Origin of the sequence: Serratia ureilytica, from assembly GCF_013375155.1 — a bacterium.
Classification (GTDB): Bacteria; Pseudomonadota; Gammaproteobacteria; order Enterobacterales; family Enterobacteriaceae; genus Serratia; species Serratia ureilytica.
Window position 1 is genome coordinate 1 of record NZ_JABXOF010000008.1, and the last position, 19,372, is coordinate 19,372.

Below are 19,372 nucleotides of genomic sequence, written 5' to 3' on the forward strand. Positions count from 1 at the left end.
GTCGGCGCAGTATGTTGATGGGGTATCGCCAAGCGGTAAGGCACCGGTTTTTGATACCGGCATTCCCTGGTTCGAATCCAGGTACCCCAGCCATATTCTTTCGGGAATGGGGTTTCAACATAAGATTTGTTTGCAGGTGGGGTATCGCCAAGCGGTAAGGCACCGGTTTTTGATACCGGCATTCCCTGGTTCGAATCCAGGTACCCCAGCCATAACAAACTGCTTGCAAATCAAAGAAGTAAAAAGTAACATCGGCTACGTAGCTCAGCTGGTTAGAGCACATCACTCATAATGATGGGGTCACAGGTTCAAATCCCGTCGTAGCCACCATAATTGGGGTGTCGCCAAGCGGTAAGGCTCTGGTTTCTGATACCAGCATACCCAGGTTCGAATCCTGGCACCCCAGCCATATTTAGAAAAGCCCGCTTCGGCGGGCTTTTTGCTGTCTGCCGTTCAGCCAACCTTAAATAGGCCCAGCCACCGCTGAGCCCTGTCGGTTACAATCCCAAGGCGTACTTCAACGCATGCTCTTTCAGCTTGCCCGCCCGCTGCGCGGCCATCAGCGCCAGATTGCGCGCCACGGTCAGCGGCGCCAGGTTATTGCTGAAGGCGGTATAGAACAGATCCATGCCGCTCTGCATCAACAGATTGTCGGTACGGCGGCGGCGTTGATAGCGCAGCAGCACCGCCTCGCCGCACCAGTCTTCTCCCTGCTCCCGCGCCTCGCTCAGCACGTTCAGCAAGGCATCCACATCGCGATACCCCAGATTGACGCCCTGCCCGGCCAGCGGATTGATGGTATGCGCCGCATCGCCCAGCAGCGCCAGGCCCGGCAGCACGTAGCGCTGCGCATGACGGCGCGTCAACGGGAACGATCCGGCGGCATGCACCTTGACCGGGCCCAGTCGCGCCGGAAAAGCAGCGGCGATCTCGCGCTCCAGCTGCGCCGGCGGCATCGCCTGCAGTTGGCGAATGCGCTGCGGGCTGTCATACCACACCAGCGACGCCCAGCTGTCGTACAGCGGCAGGAAAGCGCGCGGCCCTGACGGGAAGAAGCGCTGCCAGGTCACATCCTGCTGCGGCGCGCCGGTATCGACGGTGATCAACATGCACGCCTGACGATACTGCCAGCCGTTGGTGCCGATCGCCGCCAGCTTGCGCACCTGAGAGTTGGCGCCGTCGGCGCCGACAACCAGCCGCGCCTGCAGCGTTTCACCGCTGTCCAGCGTCAGTTGCCAGGCCTTGTCCGCCCGCTGCAGCGATTGCAGCCTGGCGGGGCACAGCAGCGTCAAATTGGCGCACTGTGCGAACTGCTGCCACAGCGCCAGCTGCAAAATGCGGTTTTCCACCATAAAGCCCAACTCCGGCAGCCCCAGCGATAGCGCATCGAACGCCACGCGCGACGACGCCCATTCCCAGGTCTCCAGCCGGCGATACGGCGCCGTGCGCATCGCCGTCACGGCGGGCCAGGCGCCGAGCTGTTTCAGCAGCCCCACCGAGGTGCAGCCGATAGCGGAAATGCGCAGGTCCGGCGGGCTTTGCGCCTCGAACGCCTGCGGCGCCTGATGTTCCAGCAACGCCACCGACCAGCCCGCCTGCGCCAGGCCCAGAGCCGCCGCCGCGCCGACCATGCCGCCGCCCACCACCACCGCGTCGTACCGATTTTGAGATGTCTTCATATTGGCTATGTTTTCTATGTGAATGCTCGCCATCCCACCCGACATGGCGTTTTGCGCAGTGTACCGGATTTTCGCTTCGGCTTCAGGTTGCATGCCATTTTCCCCCGCGCTGGTCACAACGGCGGCAAATGATTACAATACACGCCCTGCATGTCGCGTAACGCAACTTTCGCTCCGCACTGAGTAATGGCAAGTCAATGACGAAAAAACTACATATCAAAACCTGGGGCTGCCAGATGAATGAGTACGATTCATCGAAAATGGCCGACCTGTTGAACAGCACGCACGGCTTCGAGTGGACCGACAACGCCGAGGAAGCGGACGTGCTGTTGCTGAACACCTGCTCGATCCGTGAAAAAGCGCAGGAAAAAGTTTTCGCCATGCTGGGGCGCTGGCGCTTGCTGAAAGAGAAGAACCCGTCTGTCATCATCGGCGTCGGCGGTTGCGTGGCCTCGCAAGAAGGCGAACTGATCCGCAGCCGCGCGCCTTGCGTCGACGTGGTATTCGGCCCGCAGACCCTGCACCGCCTGCCGGAAATGATCAACCACGTTCAGGGCACCCGCAGCCCGGTGGTCGATATCAGTTTCCCTGAGATCGAAAAGTTCGACCGCCTGCCGGAGCCGCGCGCCGAAGGCCCGACCGCGTTCGTGTCGATCATGGAAGGCTGCAACAAATACTGCACTTTCTGCGTGGTGCCATACACCCGCGGCGAGGAAGTGAGCCGCCCGAGCGACGACGTGCTGTTCGAAATCGCCCAACTGGCGGCGCAGGGCGTGCGCGAAGTCAACCTGCTCGGCCAAAACGTCAACGCGTACCGCGGCGCCACGCATGACGGCGATATCTGCTCGTTCGCCGAACTGCTGCGCCTGGTGGCCGCCATCGACGGCATCGATCGCATTCGCTTCACCACCAGCCACCCTATCGAGTTCACCGACGACATCATCGCGGTGTACGAAGACACGCCGGAGCTGGTCAGCTTCCTGCACCTGCCGGTGCAGAGCGGTTCGGATCGCATCCTGACCATGATGAAACGCGCCCATACCGCGCTGGAGTATAAGGCGATTATCCGCAAGCTGCGCCAGGCGCGCCCGAACATCCAGCTCAGCTCCGACTTCATCGTCGGTTTCCCGGGCGAGAGCCAGGCCGACTTCGAACAAACCATGAACCTGATCGCCGACATCAACTTCGACGTCAGCTTCAGCTTCATCTATTCGTCGCGCCCCGGTACGCCGGCGGCGGACATGGTTGACGACGTCAGCGAAGAAGAGAAAAAACAGCGGCTGTATATTCTGCAGGATCGTATCAACCAGCAGGCGCTGCAGTTCAGCCGCCGCATGCTCGGCACCGTCCAGCGCATTCTGGTGGAAGGCACCTCGCGCAGAAGCGTGATGGAGCTGGCCGGGCGCACGGAGTGCAACCGTGTGGTAAACTTCGAAGGCACACCCGACATGATCGGCCAGTTTGTCGACGTGGAAATTACCGAGGTGCTGACCAACACCCTGCGTGGCGCAGTGGTGCGCACCGAACAGCAGATGGATCTGCGCGTACATGAATCCCCGCAGTCGGTGATCGCCCGTACCCGCAAAGAAAACGCGCTGGGCGTCGGCATTTACCAGCCCTGACGCCGCGGCGGCCCGCCTTATCGCCGCCCGTTCGCGCTACTCCTTACCGTTTCTCCGCCGGGCGTCCGCGCCCGGTGATGTTCTTTTTTTATTTTTTATTGTTGAAGAGGCGACATAACATGCAACTCCCACACTGCCCGAAGTGCAACTCCGAATACACCTACCAGGACAATGCCCTGTTCATCTGCCCTGAGTGCGCCCACGAGTGGAGCGACAGCGCCCCGGCGGAAGATCAGGACGCGCTGATCGTCAAAGACGCCAACGGCAACCTGCTGGCGGACGGCGACGCGGTCACCGTGATCAAGGACCTGAAGGTTAAAGGCAGCTCCTCGATGCTGAAGATCGGCACCAAGGTGAAAAACATTCGTCTGGTGGAAGGCGACCACAACATCGACTGCAAAATCGACGGCTTCGGCCCGATGAAACTGAAATCCGAGTTCGTGAAAAAGAACTGATTCTCGGCGGCCTTGTCCTGTGATGACGCGGCGGGCTTTGCGCCCCGCCGCGTTTTTTCCTTATCTTCCCTTGAATTCCGCCGACGGCGCACAGATAGATCAGCGGTAAACTTGCGCCGTTGCGGCGCACCATGAATAATTCAAGAAAGAGAGTATTCAGGCTCGCCCTGAACGCGCGCGTCCCGGACGCGCTATGTGACATCAACCAGGCCCGATGTGACCTAGAGGAATAGTTTGAACGTCGCAACACAAGAAATTATGTTGGAGCCCGCAGACAACAAGCGTTTGCTCAGCCTGTGCGGCCCGTTTGATGACAACATCAAGCAACTCGAGCGCCGATTGGGCATCGAAATCAATCGTCGCGACAACCGCTTCAAGCTGGTCGGCAAAAACCTGTGCGTGGTCGCCGCCGCCGATATCCTGCGCCATCTGTACGTGGATACCGCGCCGATTCGCGGTGTGATCCCGGATATCGATCCGGAGCAAATCCATCTGGCTATCAAAGAGAGCCGGGTGCTGGAACAGGTGGCGGACAGCGTGCCGGATTACGGCAAGGCGGTCACCATCAAAACCAAGCGCGGCATGGTGAAACCGCGCACGCCTAACCAGGCGCAGTACATCGCCAACATTCTCGATCACGACATCACCTTCGGCATCGGCCCGGCCGGTACCGGCAAAACCTACCTGGCGGTCGCCGCCGCGGTGGATGCGCTGGAACGCCAGGAAATTCGCCGCATTCTGCTGACCCGTCCCGCGGTCGAAGCCGGCGAAAAGCTGGGCTTCCTGCCGGGCGATCTGAGCCAGAAGGTTGATCCTTATCTGCGCCCGCTGTACGACGCCCTGTTCGAAATGCTGGGCTTCGAGCGCGTGGAGAAGCTCATTGAGCGCAACGTGATCGAAGTCGCGCCGCTGGCCTATATGCGCGGCCGTACGCTGAACGATGCCTTTATCATTCTGGATGAGAGCCAGAACACCACCATCGAGCAGATGAAGATGTTCCTGACGCGCATCGGCTTCAACTCTAAGGCGGTCATCACCGGCGACGTCACCCAGATCGACCTGCCGCGCAACCAGAAATCCGGCCTGCGCCACGCGGTGGAAGTGCTGTCGGACGTGGAAGAACTGAGCTTCAACTTCTTCCACAGCGAAGACGTGGTGCGCCACCCGGTGGTGGCCCGCGTGGTCATCGCTTATGAGGCCTGGGAAGCGGCCGAACAGAAACGCAAAGACGCAATTGCCGAACAACGTAAGCGCGAGGCGCTCGCCGCCTCCGAGCAGGAGACACCATGAGTCAGGTGATTTTGGATCTGCAGATTGCCTGTGAAAGCAGCGATGGCCTGCCGGATGAAGCCACGTTCCAGCGCTGGCTGGAAGGCGTGCTGCCGCAATTTCAGGAAGAGGCCGAGGTCACCGTGCGTCTGGTGGACGAAGCGGAAAGCCACGAGCTGAACCTGACCTATCGCGGCAAAGACAAGCCGACCAACGTGCTCTCTTTCCCGTTCGAGGCCCCGCCGGGCATCGAGCTGCCGCTGCTCGGCGATCTGATCATCTGCCGCCAGGTGGTTGAACAGGAAGCGATTGAGCAAGGCAAGGCGCTGGAGGCCCACTGGGCGCATATGGTTGTCCACGGCAGCCTTCATCTGCTAGGGTATGACCACATCGAAGACGATGAAGCCGAAGAAATGGAGTCTTTGGAAACCGAAATCATGCACGGACTGGGCTACCCTGATCCGTACCTGGCGGAAAAAGACCCCGTCTGACGTCAGCCGTTTACCTTACAGCCCCTAACGGGGCTGTCGCTGACGCCCCTTAACTCTGACATGAGTGACAGTAACGAAAACGCCATGAGCGACGACCATTCACAAAGCAATGACAGCCCCAGTCCCAAGAAGGGGTTCTTTACTCTTATCCTTAACCAGCTGTTCCACGGCGAGCCCAAAAACCGTGGCGATCTGGTCGAGCTGATCCGTGATTCCGAACAAAACGACCTGATCGATCCCGATACCCGCGACATGCTGGAAGGCGTGATGGATATCGCCGAACAGCGCGTGCGCGACATCATGATCCCCCGCTCCCAGATGGTGACGCTCAAGCGCAACCAGACGCTGGAAGAGTGCCTGGACGTGATTATCGACTCCGCCCACTCGCGCTTCCCGGTGATCAGCGAAGACAAAGATCACATCGAAGGCATCCTGATGGCCAAGGATCTGCTGCCGTTCATGCGCGCAGACTCCGAGCCTTTCAGCATCGACAAAGTGCTGCGCACCGCGGTGGTGGTGCCGGAAAGCAAGCGCGTCGACCGGATGTTGAAAGAGTTCCGCTCCCAGCGCTACCACATGGCGATTGTCATTGACGAATTCGGCGGCGTGTCCGGCCTGGTCACCATCGAAGACATTCTGGAACTGATCGTCGGCGAGATCGAAGACGAATACGACGACGAAGACGATCTGGATATCCGCCAGCTCAGCCGCCACATGTACACCGTACGCGCGCTGGCACCGATCGAAGACTTCAACGAAGCCTTCGGCACCCATTTCAGCGACGACGAGGTCGATACCATCGGCGGTTTGGTGATGCAAGCCTTCGGCCATCTGCCTGCGCGCGGGGAAACCATTGAAATCGAAGGTTACCTATTTAAAGTTGCCATGGCAGACAGTCGACGTATCATCCAGGTTCATGTAAAAATTCCGGACGACTCTCCACCACCGAAACTGGAAGATTAAATCCAACATGGCTAAAGCCTCATTACTTGAACGCCAGTGGGTTCGCGCCCTGCTGGCGCTGTTGTCAGGTGCCAGCGGGACGCTGGCGTTCTCGCCCTACGATTTCTGGCCCGCGGCCATCGTCTCCCTGTTCGGCCTGCTGGCCGTTACCCTCAATCGCACCACCAAACAGTCCGCCCTGCTCGGCTTTGTCTGGGGCTTCGGGTTGTTCGGCAGCGGGATCAACTGGGTGTATGTCAGCATCGCCGATTTCGGCGGCATGCCCTTCGCCGTCAACGTCTTCCTGGTGGCGCTGCTCGCCGCTTACCTGTCGCTGTATACCGGGCTGTTCGCCGGGCTGCTGACCCGCCTGTGGCCGGCGACCCGCTGGTGGCGGCTGGCCATCGCCGCGCCGGCGCTGTGGCAGGTCACGGAATTCCTGCGCGGCTGGGTGCTGACCGGCTTCCCATGGCTGCAGTTCGGCTATAGCCAGATCAACGGCCCGCTGAAAGGCATCGCGCCGCTGCTGGGCGTCGACGCCATCACCTTTGTGCTGATGGCCATCGCCGGCCTGCTGGTGTACGCCGTCAATCAGCGCCGCCTCTCGGCGGCGGTGATCGCCGCCGCGCTGCTGTTGTTGCCATGGCCGCTGCGCCAGCTGCAGTGGTTTACTCCGCAGACGGATAAAGCGGTGAATGTCGCCATGGTGCAAGGCAACATCGCTCAATCGATGAAATGGGATCCGAAAGCGCTGGTCAGCACGCTGCAAACCTATCTGGACGAAACCCGTCCCTACATGGGCAAGGCGCCGATCGTCATCTGGCCGGAATCCGCCATCCCGGATTATGAAGCCAATCAGAACGGCTTCCTGACGATGATGGACGACCTGATGCGGGCGAAGAACAGCAGCCTCATCACCGGCATCGTCGACGTGCGCGCCACGCCGCAGGGCCAGCAAATCTACAACAGCGCCATCGTGCTCGGTGAACCGACGCCGTACAGGTACCCGGCCAACGATCGCTACAACAAGCACCACCTGGTGCCGTTCGGCGAGTTCGTGCCGCTGGAGACGCTGCTGCGGCCGCTGGCGCCGTTCTTCGACCTGCCGATGTCCTCCTTCAGCCGCGGCGACTACGTACAACCGCAGCTCAGCGTACGCGGCTACAACCTGACGGCGGCCATTTGCTACGAAATCGTGTTGGGCCAGCAGGTGCGCGATAACTTCCGCCCGGACACCAACTTCCTGCTGACCATCTCCAACGACGCCTGGTTCGGCCACTCCATCGGCCCATGGCAGCACTTCCTGATGGCGCGCATGCGGGCGCTGGAACTGGGCCGGCCGCTGCTGCGCAGCACCAACAACGGCGTCACCGCCGCAGTGGACGCGAACGGCGACGTGATCGCCGAGATCCCGCAGTTCACTCGTCAGGTGCTTGAAGTGAAGGTCACACCGACCACCGGCGTCACGCCTTACGCGCGTTTCGGCGCCACGCCGCTGTGGGTGATCACCCTGTTGCTGGGCGGTTGGGCGCTGATGTTGGGCCTGCGCCGCAAATAGTCCTCTTCGCCGGGGCGCGCCCGCCGCGCCCCGCGTTTGCGTAAACGTTCCCCCACCTCGGTCAGAAAACGTCGTTAAATCAACGCGACTGGCACACTCCTTGCTTTATCTAAGGTGACATCGCACGTCGGCTAACTTTTGCTGACGTTTTGTCGCACCCGTGCACATTTTGGAGGCACCGAACGCACCATGCAGGTGCGTCGGGGTTTGATTGCATTGATTTGGTGCGCGCGGCGTCTCAAAAAATGAAACATTTTAGTTTCAAGATATTCACAATCGGTTATTTTTTAACGGCTATCCGTTCTAAGACTATCTTTATAACCTGAGCAATAAATAGTCGATTTAAACCTGACGCTCTTTAGTCAGAGCCACCACAACAGCAAAGGAGTTGGACCATGCAAATGCGTAAATTGGCGTTATCGTTACTGCTGCTCGGTATGGCAGGTAGCGTGGCGCACGCGGAAGACCTGACCGGTACGCTGAAGAAAATCAAAGACAACGGCGTTATCGTTGTCGGCCACCGCGAATCGTCTGTGCCCTTTTCCTACTACGACAACCAGCAAAAAGTTGTGGGCTACTCTCAGGACTACTCCAACCAAATCGTTGAAGCCGTTAAGAAAAAGCTGAATGCACCGAATCTGCAGGTGAAAATGCTGCCGATTACCTCGCAGAACCGCATCCCGCTGCTGCAAAACGGCACCTATGACTTCGAATGCGGCTCTACCACCAATAACGTAGAGCGCCAGAAACAGGCCGCCTTCTCCGACACCATCTTTGTGGTCGGCACCCGCCTGCTGGTGAAGAAAGGCTCCGACATCAAAGACTTTAAAGACCTGGCCGGCAAACCGGTGGTGGTCACCTCCGGCACCACGTCCGAAGTGTTGCTGAACAAACTGAACGACAGCGACAAAATGAACATGCGCATCATCAGCGCCAAAGACCACGGCGACTCCTTCCGCACCCTGGAAAGCGGCCGCGCGGTGGCCTTCATGATGGATGACGCCCTGCTGGCGGGCGAGCGCGCCAAAGCCAAGAAGCCGGATCAATGGGAAATCATCGGCACGCCGCAGTCGAAAGAAGCCTACGGTTGCATGCTGCGTAAAGACGATCCTGAGTTCAAGAAACTGGTCGATGACACTATCGCCCAGGCGCAAACCTCCGGTGAAGCGGCCAAGTGGTTTGATAAATGGTTCAAGCAGCCTATCCCACCGAAAAACCTCAACATGAACTTCGAGCTGTCGGACGACATGAAGCAACTGTTCAAAGCGCCTAACGACAAAGCGTTGAACTGACTCAATAGAATAAAGCCGGGGCGGCCGCCAAGCCAAACCGGCCCAGTTGATGACTGGGACAGACAGGAATGAGGGGGGCCGTTCCCCTCCCTCATTTTCCCCAAGGCGCGTCACCGATCTCCGCACACAACAAGCCAGCCCGACTGGCCGCGCGGCGATCGGCGCCTATCAAGTCATCACTTTTCGGCGCCCTGCGCCCGTTTATCGGAGTTTGTTATGTCAATAGATTGGAACTGGGGTATCTTCCTGCAGCAGGCCCCGTTTGGGAACACCACTTACCTCGGCTGGATCTGGTCCGGCTTTCAGGTCACGGTGGCCCTCTCCGTCTGTGCATGGATTATCGCTTTCTTCGTCGGTTCGCTGTTCGGTATCTTGCGTACCGTGCCCAACCGCTTTCTTTCCACTCTCGGCACCTGTTACGTCGAACTGTTCCGCAACGTGCCGCTGATCGTGCAATTCTTTACCTGGTATCTGGTGATCCCCGAGCTGCTGCCGGCCAATATCGGCACCTGGTTCAAGACCGAGCTGGATCCCAACGTGCAGTTCTTCGTCTCTTCCATGCTCTGTCTGGGGCTGTTTACCGCCGCCCGCGTTTGCGAGCAAGTGCGCGCCGCCATTCAATCCCTGCCGCGCGGCCAGAAAGCCGCCGGGTTGGCGATGGGCCTGACGCTGCCGCAAACCTACCGCTACGTGCTGTTGCCGAACGCCTACCGGGTTATCGTGCCGCCGATGACCTCGGAGATGCTCAACCTGGTCAAAAACTCCGCCATCGCCTCCACCATCGGCCTGGTGGACATGGCCGCACAGGCCGGCAAGCTGTTGGATTACTCCGCACACGCCTATGAATCCTTTACCGCCATTACGCTGGCTTATATCGGCATCAACGCCGTGATCATGCTGTTTATGCGTCTGGTCGAAAAGAAAGTGCAGTTGCCTGGCAACCTGGGGAGTAAATAATGTACGAATTTGACTGGGCGTCGATCGTCCCAAGCTTCCCTTATCTGCTGCAGGGCATGGCGATCACGCTGAAGATCACCGTGACCGCCATCGTGGTCGGCATTCTGTGGGGCACCGTGCTGGCAGTGATGCGTCTGTCGCCGTTCAAGCCCATCAGCTGGTTCGCCACCCTGTATGTCAACCTGTTCCGCTCGGTGCCGCTGGTGATGGTGCTGCTGTGGTTCTATCTGGTGGTTCCAAGCTTATTACAACAGGTTCTAGGCCTGTCGCCGAAAACCGATATTCGCCTGATCTCGGCTATGGTAGCCTTTTCCCTGTTTGAAGCGGCCTATTACTCGGAAATCATCCGCGCCGGTATCATCAGCATCTCGCGCGGCCAATCCTCCGCCGCGTTGGCGCTGGGCATGACGCATTGGCAATCCATGCGGCTGGTGATCCTGCCGCAGGCGTTCCGCGCCATGGTGCCACTGCTGCTGACCCAGGGCATCGTCCTGTTCCAGGATACCTCGCTGGTTTACGTACTGAGCCTGGCCGACTTCTTCCGCACCGCATCGACCATCGGCGAACGCGACGGCACCCAGGTTGAAATGATCCTGTTCGCCGGCTTTGTCTATTTTGTTATCAGCCTCGCCGCCTCGGCGCTGGTAAGCTATTTGAAGAAAAGGACTGTTTGATGATATCCCTGAAAAATGTTTCCAAGTGGTACGGTCACTTTCAAGTGTTGACCGATTGCACCACCGAAGTGAAAAAAGGCGAAGTGGTCGTCGTCTGCGGTCCTTCAGGCTCCGGCAAGTCCACCCTGATCAAAACCGTCAACGGCCTGGAGCCGATCCAGCAGGGAAGCATCCTGGTGAACGGCACGCCCGTCAACGACAAGAAAACCAACCTGGCGCAGCTGCGCGCCAAGGTCGGCATGGTGTTCCAACACTTTGAACTGTTCCCGCACCTGTCCATTATCGACAACCTGACGCTGGCGCAGGTAAAAGTGCTCAAGCGCGACAAGACCGCCTCACGCGAGAAGGGCCTGAAGCTGCTGGAACGCGTCGGCCTGTCCGCCCATGCCAACAAGTTCCCCGGTCAGCTCTCCGGCGGCCAGCAACAGCGCGTCGCCATCGCCCGCGCGCTGTGCATGGATCCGATCGCCATGCTGTTCGACGAACCGACCTCGGCGCTCGATCCGGAAATGATCAACGAAGTGCTGGACGTGATGGTCGAGCTGGCGAACGAAGGCATGACCATGATGGTGGTGACCCACGAAATGGGCTTCGCCCGCAAGGTGGCGAACCGCGTGATCTTTATGGACGAAGGCAAAATCGTCGAAGACCGCAACAAAGACGATTTCTTCAACAACCCCGAGTCCGATCGCGCCAAGGACTTCCTCGCCAAGATCTTGCACTAAGTTCTCGCTATGCGCCCCGCCTGGGGCGCATCTTTTCTCCCGGCACGAAAAGCGCTTGTATCTCCTCGTTTTTGATCCGATGCTCGCCGGATAACAAACAGAGGAGAAAGAACATGCCCCGCCCTATTATCATCGATTGCGATCCCGGCCTCGACGACGCCATCGCGCTGGCTATGGCGCTGCGCTCGCCGGAGCTGGACGTCAAAGCCATCACCACCTCCGCCGGCAACCAGACGCCGGAGAAAACCCTGCATAACGCGCTGGGTCTGTTGACCCTGATGCAGCGCGAGGACATCCCTGTCGCCGCCGGCGCCGCTCGCCCGCTGATGCGCGAGCTGGTGATCGCCGACTATGTCCACGGCAAAACCGGCATGGGCAACACCCACCTGCCGACGCCGACCCTCAAATCCGATCCCCGCGGCGCCGTCGAGCTGATCGCCGACCTGCTGCGCGCCAGCCCGCAGCCAATCACCTTGGTGGTGACCGGCCCGATGACCAACATCGCCCTGCTGTTGGCCCAGCACGCCGAGCTGAAAAGCCGTATCGAGCGCATCGTATTTATGGGCGGCGGCATGAATGCCGGCAATACCACGCCGGTGGCGGAATTCAATATCTTCGTCGATCCCGAAGCCGCCGAGATGGTGTTGAAATCCGGCGTGCCGCTGACCATGGCCGGGCTGAACGTCACCCATCAGGCGCTGGTGCTGCCGCAGGATATCGAGCGCATTCGTCAGATAGCCAATCCGGTCGCGCAGGCGGTGGCGGAGATGCTCGATTTTTACCTGCCGCTGTATCTCAGCCACCCGCGCGGCCTGCCTGGCGCGGCGATGCACGATCCCTGCACCATCGCCTGGCTGCTGGCGCCGCAGCTGTTTACCGGCGTTGAACGCTGGGTCGGTGTGGAAACCAAAGGGGAGTACACCGTCGGCATGACGGTGGTGGACTATTTCCAGCAAACCGGCAACGCGGCCAACGTGGAAGTGCTGACCGGCATCGATCGCGCAGGCTTTATCGATCTGCTGGCCGAGCGCGTCGCGCGTTATTAATCCTCTCGGGGCGCGCTCGCGCCCTCATTCAACTTTTTTGATTTAACTCAGCGAATTTTTGCGCTATCACTGTTGATAGCTTGCCTCTACCATGCGTTTACACCGATTGACATCGTTACCGATTACACTTCGCCTGGAGATAAGCCAATGAGCCGCGTACTGGTCCTGAAATCAAGTATTCTGGGTGAATATTCCCAGTCTGGAAAATTAGTCGATTTTTTTGTTGAACAATGGCGAGAAGCTCACCCGGAAGACACCTTCACCGTGCGCGACTTGGCCAACCCAACGCTGCCGGAGCTGGATGGCGAAGTGATGGCCGGCTTTACCGCCGGCGACAAACCGTTGACGCCGCATCAGCAAAGCACCCTGGCGCTGTCCGATGAGCTGATTGCCGAGCTGAAGTCGCACGACACGCTGATCATCAGCGCCCCGATGTACAACTTCAACATCCCGACGCAGCTGAAGATCTACTTCGATCTGATCGCCCGCGCCGGTCAGACGTTCCGCTACACCTCCGCCGGCGCCGAAGGGCTGGTGACGGGCAAAAAAGCGATCGTCATCTCCAGCCGCGGCGGCATCCACGCCGACACGCCGACGGATCTGATCACCCCGTACGTGAAGCTGTTCCTGGGCTTTATCGGCATCACCGACGTTGAATTCGTGCTGGCGGAAGGCTTCGCCTACGGCCCGGAAGCGGCGGAGAAAGCCGCCCAGGACAGCCGCCTCGCGGTCGCGCAGAAAATCCCGGCCGGCGTCGCCGTCCCGGCCAGCGCACCGGCGCCGGCAAACGTCGCCCAAGAAGCCGTCAGCGGCGGTTTCCTGAGCAACCTGCTGAAGAAACTGTTCCGTTAACGGTAAACGTCAGCGTTCCCCGCCGCGGCGGGGGACGTCATCAGGGTTCAAATGGCCGACGCTGGAACTGGTCGTGACCGCATTTCGGGCAAAGCGGCAGCACCTCCGGCGTGTAGAACGCCAGGTGGTAATGGCACTGCTCGCACACCAGATTGCCCAGCCCCACCACTTCACCGCTGTGGTACACGCCGTGGTGGCTGACATCCTTGAACACCTCGCGCCACTCCAACTGGGTTTTATCGGTAATATCCGCCAGTTCCTGCCACAGGCTCTCCTTAATCACCCGCATAAACACGCTGTCGGTAAACTCGTCCCGGCTTTCCTGATAGCTGCGGGCGAACTCTTCCAGATCGCGCCGCACCGCCTGCGTCACCTGCCGCACCTCGTCGCGCGTCAGATCTTCGGCCTCGTTCAACCGCCGCTCCGCGCTGGCCACCAGTTCGTCGATATCGCGTTCGCCGTTTTTCAGACGTTCGGTCAGCGATGCCACCAATTCGCGGTAATACTGAGCAACCTTGTTCATAGACTCTCCTCGATAAACGCTGCGCCGGACTTGGCCATGGGGATACCCTTAAGCTACTTGTTCTTATTTTAGCCGTAAATGACTGATGTCACTTGGCAAGACGCGGGATCCGCAGGTTGTGAGCCGCGTCATGGCGGCGTTTTTTTTAAATGCGCCGAGTCAGGCGCTTGGAGTTGTTGCCGGGAGGTCTTATCAGCTATGCTATGCGGATCTACGAATACTAAATGTTCATTGCGTTGCCTCTGACCGGGGCAACGGTTTACACCTACAGGACCACCGGCCGCCATGCAAGAGCAATACCGTCCAGAAGACATAGAATCGAACGTACAGCTTCACTGGCAAGAGAAGCAGACTTTCAAAGTTACCGAAGACGACAGCAAGGAAAAGTACTACTGCCTATCCATGCTGCCTTACCCGTCCGGCCGACTGCACATGGGCCACGTTCGTAACTACACTATCGGCGACGTGATCTCGCGCTATCAGCGCATGCTGGGCAAAAACGTACTGCAGCCGATCGGCTGGGATGCGTTCGGCCTGCCGGCGGAAGGCGCGGCGGTGAAAAACAACACCGCGCCGGCCCCGTGGACCTACGACAACATCGAATACATGAAGAACCAGCTGAAACTGCTGGGCTTCGGCTACGACTGGGATCGCGAAATCGCCACCTGCCAGCCGGAATACTACCGCTGGGAACAGTGGTTCTTCACCAAGCTGTATGAAAAAGGCCTGGTCTACAAGAAGACCTCGGCGGTGAACTGGTGCCCGCACGATCTGACCGTGCTGGCCAACGAACAGGTTATCGACGGCTGCTGCTGGCGCTGCGACACCAAGGTCGAGCGTAAAGAGATCCCGCAGTGGTTCATCAAAATCACCGCCTACGCCGATCAGCTGCTGAACGATCTGGACACGCTGGAAAGCTGGCCGGAGCAGGTGAAAACCATGCAGCGCAACTGGATTGGCCGCTCCGAAGGCGTGGAAATCACCTTCGACGTGGCTGGCAGCGAAGAGAAGCTGACGGTTTACACCACCCGTCCCGACACCTTCATGGGCGCCACCTACGTGGCGGTCGCCGCGGGCCACCCGCTGGCGCAACAGGGCGCGCGCAACAACCCGGCGCTGACCGACTTCATCGACGAATGCCGCAACACCAAAGTGGCCGAAGCCGAAATGGCGACGATGGAGAAGAAAGGCATGCCGACCGGCCTGTTCGTTGTCCACCCGCTGAGCGGCGAGAAGCTGCCGGTGTGGGTCGCCAACTTCGTGCTGATGGAATACGGCACCGGCGCCGTGATGGCGGTACCGGCGCACGACCAGCGCGACTGGGAATTCGCCACCAAATACGATTTGCCGATCAAACCGGTGATCCTGAACCTCGACGGCAGCCAGCCTGACGTGAGCGCCGAAGCGATGACCGACAAAGGCGCACTGTTCAACTCCGGCGAGTTCGACGGCCTGGACAATGAAGCGGGCTTCAACGCCATCGCCGACAAACTGGTCGCCAAAGGCGTCGGCCAGCGCAAGGTCAACTACCGTCTGCGCGACTGGGGCGTCTCCCGTCAGCGTTACTGGGGCGCGCCAATCCCGATGGTGACCCTGGAAGACGGCACCGTGATGCCGACGCCGGAAGACCAGCTGCCGGTGATCCTGCCGGAAGACGTGGTCATGGATGGCATCACCAGCCCGATCAAGGCCGATCCTGAGTGGGCGAAGACCACCGTTGACGGCCAACCGGCGCTGCGTGAAACCGACACTTTCGACACCTTTATGGAGTCTTCCTGGTACTACGCGCGCTATACCTGCCCGCAGTACGACCAGGGCATGCTGGATCCGGCCGCCGCCAACTACTGGCTGCCGGTCGATCAATATATCGGCGGCATCGAACACGCCATCATGCACCTGATGTACTTCCGCTTCTTCCACAAGCTGATGCGCGATGCGGGCCTGGTGGATTCCGATGAGCCGGCCAAGCGCCTGCTGTGTCAGGGCATGGTGCTGGCCGACGCCTTCTACTACACCGGCAACAGCGGCGAGCGCGTCTGGGTATCCCCGGTTGACGCCACCGTCGAGCGCGATGACAAAGGCCGCATCATCAAGGCCACCGATCCGCAAGGCCGTGAACTGGTCTATGCTGGCATGAGCAAAATGTCGAAGTCGAAGAACAACGGCATCGACCCGCAGGAGATGGTGGAAAAATACGGCGCGGACACCGTGCGTCTGTTCATGATGTTCGCTTCACCGGCAGAAATGACGCTGGAGTGGCAGGAATCCGGCGTGGAAGGGGCTAACCGCTTCCTGAAGCGCGTATGGAAACTGGCCTACGATCACGTGGAAAAAGGCGCGGTGCAGCCGCTGGACGTGGCGTCGCTGAACGAAGAGCAGAAAGCGCTGCGCCGCGATCTGCACAAAACCATCGCCAAAGTGACCGACGATATCGGCCGCCGCCAGACCTTCAACACCGCGATCGCCGCCGTGATGGAGCTGATGAACAAACTGGCCCGCGCGCCGCAGGAGAGCGAGCAGGATCGCGCGCTGCTGCAGGAAGCGCTGCTGGCCGTCGTTCGCATGCTGTATCCGTTCACCCCGCACGTGTGCTTCGCCCTGTGGCAGGCGCTGGGCGGCGAAGGCGACGTGGACACCGCGCCATGGCCGGTTGCCGACGAGCAGGCGATGGTCGAGGACTCCAAGCTGGTGGTGGTGCAGGTGAACGGCAAGGTTCGCGCTAAAATCACCGTATCTGCCGATGCGACCGAAGAGCAAGTGCGCGCGCGCGCTGCCGAAGAGCATCTGGTGGCTAAATATCTGGACGGCGTCACGATTCGCAAAGTGATCTATGTTCCGGGCAAACTGCTTAACCTGGTTGTGGGTTAACACAAGGAGGAGTTGTGCGACAACGTATTCTGACGCTGTTGCTGGGGTTGGCGGTGCTGGTCACCGCCGGCTGCGGTTTTCACCTGCGTGGCACCACGCAGGTGCCTAATGAAATGAAAACGCTGATCCTGGACAGTTCGGATCCTTACGGGCCATTGACGCGCGCGGTGCGTGAGCAACTGCGTTTGAACGCCGTGACCATCGTCAGCGATCCGAAGCGTAAAGACGTGCCTTCTCTGCGCATCGTCGGCGCGACGGAAAGCCAGGATACCGCCTCGATCTTCCAGGACGGTAAAACCGCCGAGTATCAGCTGGTGCTAACCGTGCAGGCCCAGGTGCTGATCCCGGGGCATGACCTGTATCCGCTGTCGGTGAAAGTGTTCCGTTCGTTCTTCGACAACCCGCTGACCGCGCTGGCCAAAGACTCCGAGCAGGAGATCATTCGCCAGGAAATGCGTGAGCAGGCGGCGCAACAGCTGGTGCGCAAACTGCTGACCGTGCACGCGGCGGAAGAAGAAAACCGGCAGAAAGCCGCTGCCGTCGGCGAACGAGCGGCAAGCCAAACCGCACAATGATCCGCATTTATCCGGAACAACTTGCCGCGCAGCTCCGAGAGGGGCTGCGCGCTTGTTATTTATTGAGCGGCAATGAACCGCTGCTGCTGCAGGAAAGCCAGGATCTGCTCCGGCAGACCGCGCAACAGCAGCAGTTCAGCGAGCACTACAGCATTTCCCTCGACGCCCACACCGACTGGGACGCCATCTTCGGCATCTGCCAGGCGATGAGCCTGTTCGCCAGCCGCCAGACGCTGCTGCTGATTTTCCCGGAAAACGGCCCGACGGCGCCGATCGGTGAACAGCTGACCAAGCTCGCCACCCTGCTGCACGACGACATCCTGCTGATCTTGCGCGGCCCGCGCCTCACCAAAGCGCAGGAAAACAGCGCCTGGTTCAAGGCGCTCAGCCCGCACGGCGCCCTCGTCAGTTGCCAGACGCCGGAGCAGGCACAGCTGCCGCGCTGGGTCGCCGCGCGCGCCAAGGCGATGAAGCTGGAGTTGGACGACGCCGCCAATCAGCTGCTGTGCTACTGCTACGAAGGCAACCTGCTGGCGCTGTCGCAGGCGTTGGAGCGGCTGTCGCTGCTGCACCCGGACGGCAAGCTCACCCTGCCGCGCGTCGAGCAGGCGGTGAACGACGCCGCCCACTTCACGCCGTTCCACTGGCTGGACGCCTTGCTGGCCGGCAAGAGCAAGCGCGCCTGGCATATTTTGCAGCAGCTGCAGCAAGAGGACGTCGAGCCGGTGATCCTGTTGCGCACCCTGCAGCGCGAACTGCTGCTGTTGCTGACGCTGCAGCGCCGCATGGCGTCCGCGCCACTGCGCACGCTGTTCGATCAGCACAAGGTCTGGCAGAACCGCCGCCCGCTGGTGACCCAGGCGCTGCAACGCCTGTCCAGCGCCCAGCTGCAGCAAGCGGTACAGCTGCTGACGCAAATAGAGCTGACCCTCAAGCAGGACTATGGCCAGTCGGTCTGGCCGGAACTGGAAACCCTGTCGATGCTGCTGTGCGGCAAACCCCTGGCCACGAGTTTTACCGATGCCCACTAATCCGGAACACCCCACCGTATTGCACGCGCTGTTTGGCGGCACCTTTGATCCGATCCACTACGGCCATCTGCGGCCGGTGGAGGCGCTGGCCGCCGAAGTGGGCCTGAATCGCGTCACGCTGCTGCCTAACCACGTGCCGCCACACCGCCCGCAGCCCGAGGCCAACGCACAGCAGCGCTTGAAGATGGTCGAGCTGGCGATCGCCGGCAATCCGCTGTTCGCGGTCGACGATCGCGAACTGCATCGCACCACCCCCTCCTACACCATCGAGACGCTGGAAACGATTCGTAAAGAGCGTGGCGCCGCCCAGCCGCTGGCGTTTATTATTGGCCAGGACTCGCTGCTGACGCTGCATAAATGGCATCGTTGGCAGGCGCTGTTGGACGTCTGCCATCTGCTGGTGTTGGCGCGCCCGGGCTATAACGATCGCATGGACACGCCGGAACTGCAGCAGTGGCTGGAACGTCATCGCACCGCCGACCCGGCGCTGCTCAGCCGCCGCCCGCACGGCCATATCTATCTGGCCGATACGCCGGAGCTGGAAATTTCCGCCACCGAGATCCGCCAGCGCCGCCATCAGGGCCTCAACTGCGACGATCTGCTGCCGCGCCCGGTGCAGCGCTATATCGAGTTGCAGGGTTTATATCGCTAGCGAAAGGTGCGTGATATACTGCGCCGCTATTTTTCAGGTATCCGCTGAAAACCCCGGAAACCTTAGCTGGCCGGGCAGTCACCAGTTAGCTGGCTTTCAGCGGCAGCCTGCCGAAACCTTTATCCGGTTACGCCGCGGCGCGCGCATTTTGCCCGCCGCAG

General features: G+C 60.1%; 18 protein-coding genes and 4 tRNA genes. 20 read left to right on the forward strand and 2 right to left on the reverse strand.

The window, feature by feature from the left end; all coding sequences use genetic code 11:
• Window positions 1–18: 18 nt before the first annotated feature.
• The 4 genes from HWW83_RS15185 (at window position 19) to HWW83_RS15200 (ending at window position 409) form a co-directional block, all read left to right on the forward strand.
• Window positions 19–93, forward strand: a tRNA-Gln gene (locus HWW83_RS15185).
• Window positions 94–137: 44 nt separating this feature from the next.
• Window positions 138–212, forward strand: a tRNA-Gln gene (locus HWW83_RS15190).
• Between the two features lie 41 nt (window positions 213–253).
• Window positions 254–330 (forward strand) — tRNA-Met (locus HWW83_RS15195).
• A gap of 4 nt (window positions 331–334) precedes the next feature.
• Window positions 335–409, forward strand: a tRNA-Gln gene (locus HWW83_RS15200).
• A gap of 88 nt (window positions 410–497) precedes the next feature.
• Here HWW83_RS15200 and ubiF read toward each other — a convergent pair.
• Window positions 498–1,679: a 3-demethoxyubiquinol 3-hydroxylase gene (ubiF, locus tag HWW83_RS15205; protein WP_047025703.1), complete on the reverse strand. Its 1,182-nt coding sequence runs from the start codon at window positions 1,677–1,679 to the stop codon at window positions 498–500.
• 197 nt (window positions 1,680–1,876) lie between these two features.
• Between ubiF and miaB the strand changes: the two genes are divergently transcribed.
• The 12 genes from miaB (at window position 1,877) to HWW83_RS15265 (ending at window position 13,562) form a co-directional block, all read left to right on the forward strand.
• Window positions 1,877–3,301, forward strand: a complete 1,425-nt coding sequence (miaB, locus tag HWW83_RS15210; protein ID WP_047025704.1) for a tRNA (N6-isopentenyl adenosine(37)-C2)-methylthiotransferase MiaB — start codon at window positions 1,877–1,879, stop codon at window positions 3,299–3,301.
• A gap of 119 nt (window positions 3,302–3,420) precedes the next feature.
• A complete protein-coding gene (locus HWW83_RS15215; protein WP_004939967.1) occupies window positions 3,421–3,756 on the forward strand; it encodes a zinc ribbon domain-containing protein YjdM in 336 nt (111 codons plus the stop codon).
• A 258-nt stretch (window positions 3,757–4,014) separates the two neighbouring features.
• A complete protein-coding gene (locus HWW83_RS15220; protein WP_170853105.1) occupies window positions 4,015–5,046 on the forward strand; it encodes a PhoH family protein in 1,032 nt (343 codons plus the stop codon).
• Complete coding sequence (gene ybeY / locus HWW83_RS15225; protein ID WP_004939970.1) at window positions 5,043–5,516, forward strand: rRNA maturation RNase YbeY; 474 nt, start codon at window positions 5,043–5,045, stop codon at window positions 5,514–5,516. The genes HWW83_RS15220 and ybeY overlap by 4 nt, the downstream gene beginning before the upstream one ends.
• 84 nt (window positions 5,517–5,600) lie before the next feature.
• Complete coding sequence (gene corC / locus HWW83_RS15230) at window positions 5,601–6,479, forward strand: CNNM family magnesium/cobalt transport protein CorC (protein WP_004939973.1); 879 nt, start codon at window positions 5,601–5,603, stop codon at window positions 6,477–6,479.
• 7 nt (window positions 6,480–6,486) lie between these two features.
• Complete coding sequence (gene lnt / locus HWW83_RS15235) at window positions 6,487–8,016, forward strand: apolipoprotein N-acyltransferase (RefSeq protein WP_176589401.1); 1,530 nt, start codon at window positions 6,487–6,489, stop codon at window positions 8,014–8,016.
• A gap of 395 nt (window positions 8,017–8,411) precedes the next feature.
• Complete coding sequence (locus HWW83_RS15240) at window positions 8,412–9,308, forward strand: amino acid ABC transporter substrate-binding protein (protein WP_033642166.1); 897 nt, start codon at window positions 8,412–8,414, stop codon at window positions 9,306–9,308.
• Window positions 9,309–9,524: 216 nt separating this feature from the next.
• A complete protein-coding gene (locus tag HWW83_RS15245) occupies window positions 9,525–10,265 on the forward strand; it encodes an amino acid ABC transporter permease (RefSeq protein WP_004939979.1) in 741 nt (246 codons plus the stop codon).
• Entirely contained in the window at window positions 10,265–10,939 is a 675-nt protein-coding gene (gltK, locus tag HWW83_RS15250; RefSeq protein ID WP_015376945.1) for a glutamate/aspartate ABC transporter permease GltK, read from the forward strand. Before HWW83_RS15245 ends, gltK begins: the two co-directional genes overlap by 1 nt.
• Complete coding sequence (locus HWW83_RS15255) at window positions 10,939–11,664, forward strand: amino acid ABC transporter ATP-binding protein (RefSeq protein WP_004939983.1); 726 nt, start codon at window positions 10,939–10,941, stop codon at window positions 11,662–11,664. Before gltK ends, HWW83_RS15255 begins: the two co-directional genes overlap by 1 nt.
• 113 nt (window positions 11,665–11,777) lie before the next feature.
• The gene (gene rihA / locus HWW83_RS15260; protein ID WP_176589402.1) at window positions 11,778–12,710 is read left to right on the forward strand and encodes a pyrimidine-specific ribonucleoside hydrolase RihA; all 933 of its coding nucleotides are present in this window, start codon (window positions 11,778–11,780) and stop codon (window positions 12,708–12,710) included.
• A gap of 147 nt (window positions 12,711–12,857) precedes the next feature.
• Window positions 12,858–13,562 carry an FMN-dependent NADH-azoreductase gene (locus HWW83_RS15265; protein WP_123061443.1) on the forward strand — a complete coding sequence of 235 codons (705 nt, stop codon included), beginning with the start codon at window positions 12,858–12,860 and terminating at the stop codon, window positions 13,560–13,562.
• A 40-nt stretch (window positions 13,563–13,602) separates the two neighbouring features.
• Here HWW83_RS15265 and HWW83_RS15270 read toward each other — a convergent pair whose 3' ends face one another.
• Window positions 13,603–14,085: a zinc ribbon-containing protein gene (locus tag HWW83_RS15270; RefSeq protein WP_025301844.1), complete on the reverse strand. Its 483-nt coding sequence runs from the start codon at window positions 14,083–14,085 to the stop codon at window positions 13,603–13,605.
• A 285-nt stretch (window positions 14,086–14,370) separates the two neighbouring features.
• On the opposite strand from HWW83_RS15270, the gene leuS reads away from it, so the two are divergent.
• The 4 genes from leuS to nadD are packed head-to-tail and all read left to right on the forward strand — an operon-like array spanning window position 14,371 to window position 19,211.
• Entirely contained in the window at window positions 14,371–16,953 is a 2,583-nt protein-coding gene (gene leuS, locus HWW83_RS15275) for a leucine--tRNA ligase (protein ID WP_089194383.1), read from the forward strand.
• A 14-nt stretch (window positions 16,954–16,967) separates the two neighbouring features.
• On the forward strand, window positions 16,968–17,528 hold the full coding sequence (lptE, locus tag HWW83_RS15280; protein ID WP_033633932.1) for an LPS assembly lipoprotein LptE: 561 nt from the start codon (window positions 16,968–16,970) through the stop codon (window positions 17,526–17,528).
• Complete coding sequence (gene holA / locus HWW83_RS15285) at window positions 17,525–18,559, forward strand: DNA polymerase III subunit delta (protein ID WP_129993239.1); 1,035 nt, start codon at window positions 17,525–17,527, stop codon at window positions 18,557–18,559. Before lptE ends, holA begins: the two co-directional genes overlap by 4 nt.
• Window positions 18,549–19,211 (forward strand): nicotinate-nucleotide adenylyltransferase, encoded by a 663-nt coding sequence (nadD, locus tag HWW83_RS15290; protein ID WP_015376938.1) that lies wholly within the window; start codon window positions 18,549–18,551, stop codon window positions 19,209–19,211. Before holA ends, nadD begins: the two co-directional genes overlap by 11 nt.
• The last annotated feature ends 161 nt before the right edge of the window (window positions 19,212–19,372 follow it).

Excerpts from the sequence above, each read along its gene's own strand:
- holA (WP_129993239.1), top strand. The coding sequence starts at position 17,525 with ATGATCCGCATTTATCCGGAACAACTTGCCGCGCAGCTCCGAGAGGGG.
- HWW83_RS15270 (WP_025301844.1), bottom strand. The coding sequence starts at position 14,085 with ATGAACAAGGTTGCTCAGTATTACCGCGAATTGGTGGCATCGCTGACC.
- nadD (WP_015376938.1), top strand. The coding sequence starts at position 18,549 with ATGCCCACTAATCCGGAACACCCCACCGTATTGCACGCGCTGTTTGGC.
- rihA (WP_176589402.1), top strand. The coding sequence starts at position 11,778 with ATGCCCCGCCCTATTATCATCGATTGCGATCCCGGCCTCGACGACGCC.
- lnt (WP_176589401.1), top strand. The coding sequence starts at position 6,487 with ATGGCTAAAGCCTCATTACTTGAACGCCAGTGGGTTCGCGCCCTGCTG.
- gltK (WP_015376945.1), top strand. The coding sequence starts at position 10,265 with ATGTACGAATTTGACTGGGCGTCGATCGTCCCAAGCTTCCCTTATCTG.
- HWW83_RS15240 (WP_033642166.1), top strand. The coding sequence starts at position 8,412 with ATGCAAATGCGTAAATTGGCGTTATCGTTACTGCTGCTCGGTATGGCA.
- ybeY (WP_004939970.1), top strand. The coding sequence starts at position 5,043 with ATGAGTCAGGTGATTTTGGATCTGCAGATTGCCTGTGAAAGCAGCGAT.
- HWW83_RS15265 (WP_123061443.1), top strand. The coding sequence starts at position 12,858 with ATGAGCCGCGTACTGGTCCTGAAATCAAGTATTCTGGGTGAATATTCC.
- HWW83_RS15220 (WP_170853105.1), top strand. The coding sequence starts at position 4,015 with ATGTTGGAGCCCGCAGACAACAAGCGTTTGCTCAGCCTGTGCGGCCCG.
- corC (WP_004939973.1), top strand. The coding sequence starts at position 5,601 with ATGAGCGACGACCATTCACAAAGCAATGACAGCCCCAGTCCCAAGAAG.
- HWW83_RS15215 (WP_004939967.1), top strand. The coding sequence starts at position 3,421 with ATGCAACTCCCACACTGCCCGAAGTGCAACTCCGAATACACCTACCAG.
- ubiF (WP_047025703.1), bottom strand. The coding sequence starts at position 1,679 with ATGAAGACATCTCAAAATCGGTACGACGCGGTGGTGGTGGGCGGCGGC.
- leuS (WP_089194383.1), top strand. The coding sequence starts at position 14,371 with ATGCAAGAGCAATACCGTCCAGAAGACATAGAATCGAACGTACAGCTT.
- HWW83_RS15255 (WP_004939983.1), top strand. The coding sequence starts at position 10,939 with ATGATATCCCTGAAAAATGTTTCCAAGTGGTACGGTCACTTTCAAGTG.
- HWW83_RS15245 (WP_004939979.1), top strand. The coding sequence starts at position 9,525 with ATGTCAATAGATTGGAACTGGGGTATCTTCCTGCAGCAGGCCCCGTTT.
- miaB (WP_047025704.1), top strand. The coding sequence starts at position 1,877 with ATGACGAAAAAACTACATATCAAAACCTGGGGCTGCCAGATGAATGAG.